The organism is Mycobacterium sp., assembly GCF_049683355.1.
In the GTDB taxonomy this organism is placed as follows: Bacteria; Actinomycetota; Actinomycetes; order Mycobacteriales; family Mycobacteriaceae; genus Mycobacterium.
In genome coordinates, this window is the sequence record NZ_JBAUJB010000370.1 from 1 (window position 1) to 8,661 (window position 8,661).

Sequence of the window (8,661 nt, forward strand, 5' to 3'; positions counted from 1 at the left end):
CCCCCAAGACACCCGAGTCCCCTGGTGGGGAAACCGCACCCTCCACTACGAAATCACCTGACCCCTTGCCCCGAACCAGTTGCGTGGAAATCGGCGCTAACAGTTTGCGTACGCCCTACCGGCCCGCAAACTCGCTGCGGTCAGTAGCAAAGAATCCCCGACGCCGAAACCTCGTGCGCACATAGTGCCATCGCGTCCGTCCGGCTGACCAATCGAGCCGGCGATGGCGCGGGTATTAGAGGCGGTTAAAGCAACGCTGGCAGGGGCTTCACGAGGGCGGTCACCCTACAGCTTGCTGCTGTACGCTCGCGCTACGAAACGCCGGGGAGAAAGTGGGGAGTTCCCATCCAGCAGTTCATGATGCGCATCAGCAGCAAGCTGCGCAGATATCGCTGGGCGGTGTTCGCGGCGTGGGTACTGCTGTTGATCCCTTCGGTGTACATGGCCATGAACCAGTCCGGCCATCTCACCGGCGGAGGTTTCGAGGTCGAGGGCTCCCAGTCCCTCTACGTCCAGCGCCAGCTGGAGGCACAGTTCCCCGACCAGGGCGCCTCGCCGCTGGCGCTTGTCGCCGCACCCCGGGCCGACGCGTCCTTCACCGACATGGACGAGGCCGTCGCCCATCTGGAGCGGCTGGCCTCCGAGGTTCCCAGCGTCACGGTGATGCCCAACCCGCAACAGCCCCCGCCCCGGCCGGACCGGCCGTACGTCATCACGCTGCAACTCGACTTCGAGAACACCGGCGCCGTCGACGTCGCCAAACAACTGCGGGAGAAGGTCGGGATCGACGGCGAAGAGCCGGGCGAGATGGAGAACGGCAAGGTCCGTCTCTATGTCATCGGTCAGGGCGCGCTGGGGGCGGCCGCCACGTTGGCCACCAAGGACGACATCGCGCAGGCGGAGAAGTGGAACCTGCCGATCGTCCTGATCATCCTGCTCGCCGTCTTCGGCTCGCTGGCCGCCGCCGCGATGCCGCTGCTCCTGGGCATCTGCACCGTCGCGGTCACGATGGGGCTGGTCTACCTGCTGTCGATGTACATGACGATGTCGGTGTTCGTGACGTCGACGGTGTCGATGTTCGGCATCGCGGTCGCCATCGACTACTCCCTGTTCATCCTGATGCGGTTCCGCGAGGAACTGCGCGCCGGGCGCGAGCCCGCCGATGCCGCGGACGCCGCGATGGCCACGTCGGGCCTTGCGGTGGTGCTGTCGGGGATGACGGTGATCGCCTCGGTCACCGGCCTGTATCTGATCAACACCCCGGTGCTGCAGTCGATGGCCACCGGTGCCATCCTCGCCGTCGCCATCGCGGTGCTGACCTCGACGACGTTGACGCCGGCGGTGCTCGCGGCGTTCGGCCGGGCCGCGGCGAAGCGGTCGTCGTACCTGCACTGGTCGCGGCGCCCGGAAGCCACCCAGTCGCGGTTCTGGTCCCGCTGGACCGGCCGGGTGATGCGCCGGCCGTGGGTGTCGGCGCTGGCCGCGGCCGCCCTGTTGCTCGCCCTGGCCGCGCCGGCGTTCTCGATGGTGCTGGGCAACAGCATGCAACGGCAGTTCGACCCGACGCACGAGATCCGCGGCGGGGTGAACGCGGCAGCCGAGGCGCTGGGTCCCGGTGCACTCGGCCCGGTACGGGTGCTGGTGACGTTCCCCGACGGCAACGCCGCCTCGGCGCCGGCGAAGGAACCGCTTCTCGAGTCGGTCCGGCAGCGGATGGCCCAGGCGCCCAACACCGTGTCGGTGTCGCCGCCGGTGTTCGGCAACGACTACCGCAGTGCACTGCTCTCGGCGGTGCTGTCGGTGGACCCGGAGGATCCGGGAGCCCGCGACACCGTCGACTGGATGCGCGAACAGCTTCCACCGGTCGCCGACGGCAGCGCCCGGATCGACGTCGGCGGACCGACGGCGCTGATCAACGATTTCGACGACAAGGTCTCCCAGACCCAACCGCTGGTCTTCGTCTTCGTCGCGCTCATTGCCTTCGTGATGCTGCTGATCGCGATCCGGTCGGTGTTCCTGGCGTTCAAGGGCGTGCTGATGACCGTGCTGTCGGTGGGCGCCGCCTACGGCAGCCTGGTGGTTGTCTTCCAGTGGGGATGGCTGTCTGACCTCGGCTTCAAGCAGATCTCGTCGTTGGACAGCACGATCCCGCCGTTGGTGCTGGCGCTGACCTTCGGGTTGTCGATGGACTACGAGATCTTCCTGCTGACCCGCATCCGGGAGCGTTTCCTGCAGACCGGCAACACCCGCGATGCGGTGGCCTACGGCGTGAGCACCAGTGCGCGCACCATCACCAGCGCCGCGCTGATCATGATCGCGGTGTTCATCGGGTTCGCCTTCGCCGGTATGCCGCTGGTCGCCCAGCTCGGCGTGGCCAGCGCGGTGGCCATCGCGGTGGACGCAACCGTGGTGCGTCTGGTGCTGGTGCCGGCGTTGATGGCGATGTTCGACGAATGGAACTGGTGGCTGCCACGCTGGCTGAACCGCATCCTGCCGTCGGTCGACTTCGAGAAGCCGCTGCCGAAGGCCGACATCGGGGACCTGGTCATCATTCCCGACGACATCTCGGCGCTCGCACCGTCCGGCTCGGACCTGCGCACCGTTGTCAAGTCCGCCGCGAAGCTCAAGACCCTGGCCCCGCAAGCCATCACGGTGGCAGACCCGCTGGTGTTCAGCGGATGTCAGCCGCGCAAGGTGCTCGGCAGCACCCGGTTGAGAGACGACGGCGCGCTGACCGTGGCGGTGTCCAACCGCGCACACGGCAAGACGGTGGCGGTCAAACTCCCCAAGCATCCGGTCACGATGTGGCGGGGTCGGCTCGACGTCGCGCTCGACGCGTTGGCCGTCCAGAGCGGCACCACACTCGAGGACGCCGACACCGGACGGGCGCCGCTGGCGCGGACCAGCCCGATGGAGACCACCAACGTGCTGCTGCCCACCGGCGACCGGTTGCAGATCCCGACCGGCGCCGAGACCGTCCGCCTCAAGAGTTTCCTGATCATGGAGCGCAACGCCGCCCGCGACTACGCCGAGTTCGCCGAGCTGGTCGATTCGATGGACATCCAGACCGCGGCGGAAGTGCTCGCCGGCATGGACCGGTACTACTCTGGTCCACCGGCACGCACGCACTGGGTGGCCACCCAGTTGGTGCGCCGCCTGGCAGATCCGCGGCCCGCCGACGGACCCGATGTCGCGCTGTCCGGCGCCGACGCGGAGACTGAGTGGGCCCGAGTCAGACAGCGCTGCCTCTCGGTGGCGGTGGCAATGCTGGAGGAGGCGAGGTGACGGTGACCTCCGAGGTTCGGGGCACAGACCGCGATAAGTCTTCCGCGCGCAACCGGGCTGCGGCCGCAAGCGACCGACCGGTGGAGTTCTGGCCGACCGCGGCGATCCGTGCCGCGCTGGAGAACGACGACCTCAACGTGTGGCAGCGCATCGTGGTGGCGATCAAGCGCGACCCGTTCGGCAGGACGGCACGCCAGGTCGAGGAGGTCCTCGAGACCGCAAGACCGTACGGGGTGTCCCGGGCGATGTCCGAGGTGCTGGTCCGCACCCGCGAACACCTCGAGGCCAACGAGTGCGCCGAGGTGGCCCGGCACGTGCACCTGCTGCTGGACCGGTCGGGACTCGGCGAGCAGGAGTTCGCGTCGCGCATCGGCGTGCCCGCCGAGGAATTCGCGACCTACCTGCGCGGCACCGTCAGCCCTCAGGCGTCGCTGATGATCCGGATGGGCCGGCTCTCCGAGCGGTTCGCCAAGATGCGCAACCCACCCCCCGCCTGACCCCTTCCCCGCGGAATAGTGTTCCTGGTCGCGATTCTCCCCTCGGACACAACCGTGGGTTCACTTTCGCGAGCAGTCCCTAGCGCGAGTGGATCGGCGCAACGTCCTGCACCAGCCAGCGGCCGTCGACCTTGGACAGCGCCACCCGCAGCGCCAGCACGGCGGTGTCCGACGGCTGCCCGGGCGCGGACTGCGTGCCCCGGAGGATGACCGCCACGCTCGCTGCGTCCGGGCCGATGGCCTCCACTCCCGCCGACACCGTGGCCGCCTGCGCGGACACATTCCTGCCGGCCAGATCCTCTGCCACCGCCGCGAACTCGTTGTTGAACCGGTCCGCGCTCTCGGGGGTCATCAAGCTGGTCGCACGATCGATCGACCCGGTCGGGTTCTGCGGCGTGAACGTCGCCGACGCCTCCGCGACGCTGCTGGCGATTCCGGCCACCTCGGCGGCGTCGGCGCGAAGCGTCCGGTCCGGCTGCGTCCACTGCGTGTAACCGATGACGACCGCCGCCACCAGCGCGGCGGTCGCGGCGCCGACGACTGCCAGCCGCAGGCCGGCCCCGTCGTCATCGGTGCCAACGGTGACGGCGTCCCGACGTGCCAGCACGAAGTTGACGATCACCCCCTGGAGCACCAGCAAGCACAGCACCGAGCACGCCGAGACCCACCACAGCGGCCAGCCCAGAACCACACCGATGTAGATCAGCGCGGCGACGCCCGCGGCCGGGGCCAGCAGGTCGAACGCCAGCACCCGCAACCGGTTCCTCATCGAATCGGCTCCAGACCGGAGATGAGCAGCTCTCCGTCGACGTCGGACACGTCCAGCCGGAGCGTCCAGCGCACGGTCTGCCGCTCCTCGGTGCCGGCGTTCTCGCTGACTGAGGTCGCGACCACCATCACCGTGTCGGTTCGCGCGGCCGACGACACCAACTCCGGTTGCTGCGGTGCGCGCGAGGCGCCGGGCTGGTCGTGATGGATCGTCTCGAGCGCGACCGAGTCGATCTGACCGGTGGTGCTCGCCTTGAGGGTCTGCACGAGCTTGCGGTAGGGCTCCACGGTCGCCTCGAAGTCCGCGTTGAGCTGTCCGACGGTGCCCTCGTGCAGGGTGTTCAGGTCGGATTCGACGGTGTCGGTGTTCATGTTGATCAGCACGTTGGTCCACTCGGCGGCGGCCTGCAGCACCTGCGTGCGGTAGCGCAGTTCGGCGGTGTGACCGCGGTGTTGTGTCCAGATCAGGGCCGCCAGCACGACCGCAGCCACCGCCACCGCCCCGAGCACCGCCGAGGCGATGCCATAGCTGCTGAAGATCCCGCCAGACTGCGGATCCTGCTCATCGTCGGGCATGCGCGTGAGGGTACCCGGGCGATTCTGGAAGGATGTGGGGGTGACGGTAGAAGCGAATCACGACACCAAGTCAGGCATCGACCTCAACTACATCGACACCACGGCACGGCCTCAGGACGACCTGTTCGGTCACGTCAACGGCCGGTGGCTCACCGAATACCAGATCCCGGCGGACCGGGCGACCGACGGAGCGTTCCGCACGTTGTACGACCGCGCCGAGGAGCAGATCCGCGATCTGATCACCGAAGCAGCAGATGCCGAGGCCGCTGCAGGCACCGATCAGCAGCGGATCGGCGATCTGTACGCGAGCTTCATGGACGAGGAGACGATCCGCCGACGCGGCCTGGCGCCACTGCTCGCGGAGTTGGCCGACATCGACGCCGCGGACACCCCCGACGCGCTCGCGGGGGTACTCGGGACGCTGCAGCGCACCGGCATCGGCGGGGGCATCGGCCTCTACGTCGACACCGACTCCAAGAACTCGTCCCGCTACCTGTTGCATCTGAGCCAGTCCGGCATCGGGCTGCCCGACGAGTCGTACTTCCGCGACGACCAGCACGTCGAGGTCCTGGCCGCCTACCCGCGCCACATCGCGGCGATGTTCGCCCTCGTCCACGGGGGCACCGCCGAGGACCACGCGGAGGCCGCCGCCGGCATCGTCGCGCTGGAGACCAGGATCGCGGCCGCCCACTGGGATGTGGTCAAGCGGCGCGACGCCGATCTGACCTACAACCTGCGCACCTTCGCCGAGGTGACCGACGAGGCCCCCGGTTTCGCCTGGACCGGCTGGCTCACCGGCCTCGGTGCCACCGCGGAACAGGCGGCCGAGCTCGTGGTCCGCCAACCGGACTTCCTGACCGCCTTCGCCGAACTGTGGGGCGGCGAAAGCCTCGAGACGTGGAAGAACTGGGCCCGCTGGCGCGTAATCCACCGCAGGGCGTTCTTGCTCACCGACGAGCTGGTCGCCGAGGACTTCGAGTTCTACGGACGCAGACTGTCGGGCACCGAAGAGATCCGCGACCGCTGGAAGCGTGGTGTTTCGCTGGTCGAGAGCCTGATGGGTGAGGCGCTGGGCCGGGTGTACGTCGAGCGGTACTTCCCGCCGCAGGCCAAGGCCCGGATGGACGAGTTGGTCGCCAACCTGCGCGAGGCCTACCGGGTGAGCATCAACCAGCTGGAATGGATGACGCCGCAGACCCGCGAGAAGGCACTGGTCAAGCTCGACAAGTTCACCCCCAAGATCGGCTATCCGAACAAGTGGCGGGATTACTCGGCGCTGGTCATCGACCGCGGCGACCTCTACGGCAACTACCGACGCGGCTACGAGCTGGAGCATCAACGCGAGCTGGCCAAGCTCGGCGGCCCGGTCGATCGGGATGAGTGGTTCATGACGCCGCAGACCGTCAACGCGTACTACAACCCGGGCATGAACGAGATCGTGTTCCCCGCAGCGATCCTGCAGCCGCCGTTCTTCGACGCCGACGCCGACGACGCCGCCAACTACGGCGGGATCGGTGCGGTGATCGGGCACGAGATCGGACACGGATTCGACGACCAGGGCGCCAAGTACGACGGCGACGGCAACCTGGTCGACTGGTGGACCGACCAGGACCGTGCCGAGTTCAGCACTCGGACAAAGGCGTTGATCGAACAGTACGAAGAGTTCGTCCCGCGCGAGTTGGCCTCGGGCGGCAATGGTCACCACGTGAACGGTGCTTTCACCGTCGGCGAGAACATCGGCGACCTCGGCGGCCTGTCGATCGCACTGCTCGCCTACCGGTTGTCGCGCAACGGCGAACCGGCACCGGTGATCGACGGACTCACCGGGGAGCAACGGGTGTTCTTCGGGTGGGCTCAGGTGTGGCGCACGAAATCCCGTGCGGCCGAGGCGCTCCGCCGGCTCGCGGTGGATCCGCACTCGCCGCCGGAGTTCCGGTGCAACGGCGTGATCCGAAACATGGACGCGTTCTACGAGGCCTTCGAGGTCAGCGAGTCCGACTCGCTGTACCTCGAACCGCAGCGGCGGGTGCGCATCTGGAACTAGCGATCTCGGGCACGGGGCCGTTCCAAGCTGGCTGAGAGCTGTCAATCAGCTACCAGATCGCTTGGGCGGATGGACCGGCGACCGCGGCGGTCATACGGTTGGTTCCGACCAGCCAGGCCGTCGGGCGTCCCCGACCTCACGAGAAAGCAGGGCCGCATGGCACCGAGTCGGCGAACTATTTCTCGCAGAGCAGGATTCGGTTGTGGCGCCGCGGCTCTGACCGCCGCTGCACTCACCTTCGGGACGGCGCCGGCCCACGCCGACCCCAACGATCCGGCAATGAGCCAGCTGGCGCCGGACGGTCAGGTCCGATCCGAGCAGGCGGCAAGGGTCTCCGGCAGCGACCGCTGCGTCGCGAACGAAGGCACGCTCGGCACCGCCAGCATCCGGACTCCCGAGATCGGCGTTCCCGGCCAGACCGCCGAAGAGGCGGGGCCGGACTGGGTCGGGTCCCGTGGGTGGCAGGCGTTGGCGATCGATCCCGCAGACCCGTGGGGCGGAAACTTCGATCCGCAGAACACCCACACCGGCCCGTCCTGCCAACCGGTCTCGGCGAACGGCTTCAGTTAAGACTGCTGGTCTGGCGGGCACCCGGCCCGCGAACCCCCGAGGTACGGCCGCAGCGCCAGCAGGTAACCGCCCAGCAGGGCGAGCGGAGCGGCCAGCGGAAGCCACGGCACCTGCACCGGTAGCACCACCCCCACCGCGGCGACCACCGCGAAGCCGACGGTGGCGAACATCGTCGGTGCGGTGGCGCTGACCGGCACGTGCCGCAGCACCAGGTAGCCGGCGGCGGCCAGCCCGGCGAGGGCGGTGAACATCGGGGCGGGTTCGGCGAGCACCACGGTCAGCACCGCGAGCAGCACCGCCGCGGTGGCCGCCTGCCGCCACCACGCCGCGAGCACCACCGCGATCAGCGCAGCGGCAGCCGCGGCGAGCGCGGGTCCGTCAGCCCGGTAGCCGGCGGCGCCGACCATCAGAATGCCGAATGCGCTGGGCAGCAACAGTTTCATCGCCGCACCCCGTTGCGGTGGTCAGGCACCAGTGCCATCGCCTGGTCCAGCGTGGCGGTTCCCGGCCAGCCCACGATGTCGACGCCGACGGTGGCCATGTCGCGGTACATGAAGGAGCGTTGCAGCGTCCACATCCTGTTGACCAGTGGATCGCGCGCACCCTCGACCGGGCAGTCCTCCAGGACGTCGACCGCGACCACGGCATGTCCGCGTTTGCGAAGGTCGATCAGCGCCAGGGCGAATTCGGTCTCGAGCATGGTGGAGAACGCGACGACGATCGCGCCCGGCGGCAGGGCCGGCCTCGGGGCCAGACTGCCCGCCGCGGTCTGGAAGGTGTCGGCGGCGCCGAGCATGGTGTCGAGGATCCGATAGAACTGCCGCTGCCCGATGTCGGCGCCCAGCCAGCGGGTGCTCCTGCTGCCCAGCGCGACCAATCCGGCGCGGTCGCCGAAGCGCAGCGCACTCTGCACCACCTGCG

General features: G+C 68.7%; 7 protein-coding genes and 1 pseudogene. 4 read left to right on the top strand and 4 right to left on the bottom strand.

What is annotated here, in order from left to right:
• Positions 1-357: 357 nt before the first annotated feature.
• Both WA944_RS21110 and WA944_RS21115 read left to right on the top strand, forming a co-directional pair.
• Entirely contained in the window at positions 358-3,285 is a 2,928-nt protein-coding gene (locus tag WA944_RS21110; RefSeq protein WP_526647318.1) for an MMPL family transporter, read from the top strand.
• On the top strand, positions 3,282-3,782 hold the full coding sequence (locus WA944_RS21115) for an XRE family transcriptional regulator (protein ID WP_526608370.1): 501 nt from the start codon (positions 3,282-3,284) through the stop codon (positions 3,780-3,782). Before WA944_RS21110 ends, WA944_RS21115 begins: the two co-directional genes overlap by 4 nt.
• 79 nt (positions 3,783-3,861) lie before the next feature.
• Here the strand turns inward: WA944_RS21115 and WA944_RS21120 are convergent, their stop codons facing one another.
• Together WA944_RS21120 and WA944_RS21125 are read right to left on the bottom strand one after the other, a co-directional pair.
• On the bottom strand, positions 3,862-4,551 hold the full coding sequence (locus WA944_RS21120; protein WP_526369845.1) for a hypothetical protein: 690 nt from the start codon (positions 4,549-4,551) through the stop codon (positions 3,862-3,864).
• Positions 4,548-5,126, bottom strand: coding sequence for a hypothetical protein (locus WA944_RS21125; RefSeq protein ID WP_526369843.1), 579 nt, complete (start codon positions 5,124-5,126; stop codon positions 4,548-4,550). The genes WA944_RS21120 and WA944_RS21125 overlap by 4 nt, the downstream gene beginning before the upstream one ends.
• Positions 5,127-5,166: 40 nt before the next feature.
• Here WA944_RS21125 and WA944_RS21130 point away from each other — a divergent pair, with 40 nt between their 5' ends.
• Both WA944_RS21130 and WA944_RS21135 read left to right on the top strand, forming a co-directional pair.
• The gene (locus WA944_RS21130; protein WP_526369841.1) at positions 5,167-7,170 is read left to right on the top strand and encodes a M13 family metallopeptidase; all 2,004 of its coding nucleotides are present in this window, start codon (positions 5,167-5,169) and stop codon (positions 7,168-7,170) included.
• 279 nt (positions 7,171-7,449) lie between these two features.
• Positions 7,450-7,740: a hypothetical protein gene (locus WA944_RS21135; protein ID WP_526369839.1), complete on the top strand. Its 291-nt coding sequence runs from the start codon at positions 7,450-7,452 to the stop codon at positions 7,738-7,740.
• Here the strand turns inward: WA944_RS21135 and WA944_RS21140 are convergent.
• On the bottom strand, positions 7,737-8,183 hold the full coding sequence (locus tag WA944_RS21140; protein ID WP_526647319.1) for a hypothetical protein: 447 nt from the start codon (positions 8,181-8,183) through the stop codon (positions 7,737-7,739). The two genes, WA944_RS21135 and WA944_RS21140, sit on opposite strands and share 4 nt — an antisense overlap.
• Positions 8,180-8,661: pseudogene (locus WA944_RS21145) on the bottom strand (DUF58 domain-containing protein); the annotation flags it as partial. The gene WA944_RS21140 and the pseudogene WA944_RS21145, both read right to left, overlap by 4 nt.

What these genes read in the sequence shown, in the direction of transcription:
- WA944_RS21110 (WP_526647318.1), top strand. Translation starts at nt 358, where the DNA reads ATGATGCGCATCAGCAGCAAGCTGCGCAGATATCGCTGGGCGGTGTTC.
- WA944_RS21120 (WP_526369845.1), bottom strand. Translation starts at nt 4,551, where the DNA reads ATGAGGAACCGGTTGCGGGTGCTGGCGTTCGACCTGCTGGCCCCGGCC.
- WA944_RS21125 (WP_526369843.1), bottom strand. Translation starts at nt 5,126, where the DNA reads ATGCCCGACGATGAGCAGGATCCGCAGTCTGGCGGGATCTTCAGCAGC.
- WA944_RS21135 (WP_526369839.1), top strand. Translation starts at nt 7,450, where the DNA reads ATGAGCCAGCTGGCGCCGGACGGTCAGGTCCGATCCGAGCAGGCGGCA.
- WA944_RS21140 (WP_526647319.1), bottom strand. Translation starts at nt 8,183, where the DNA reads ATGAAACTGTTGCTGCCCAGCGCATTCGGCATTCTGATGGTCGGCGCC.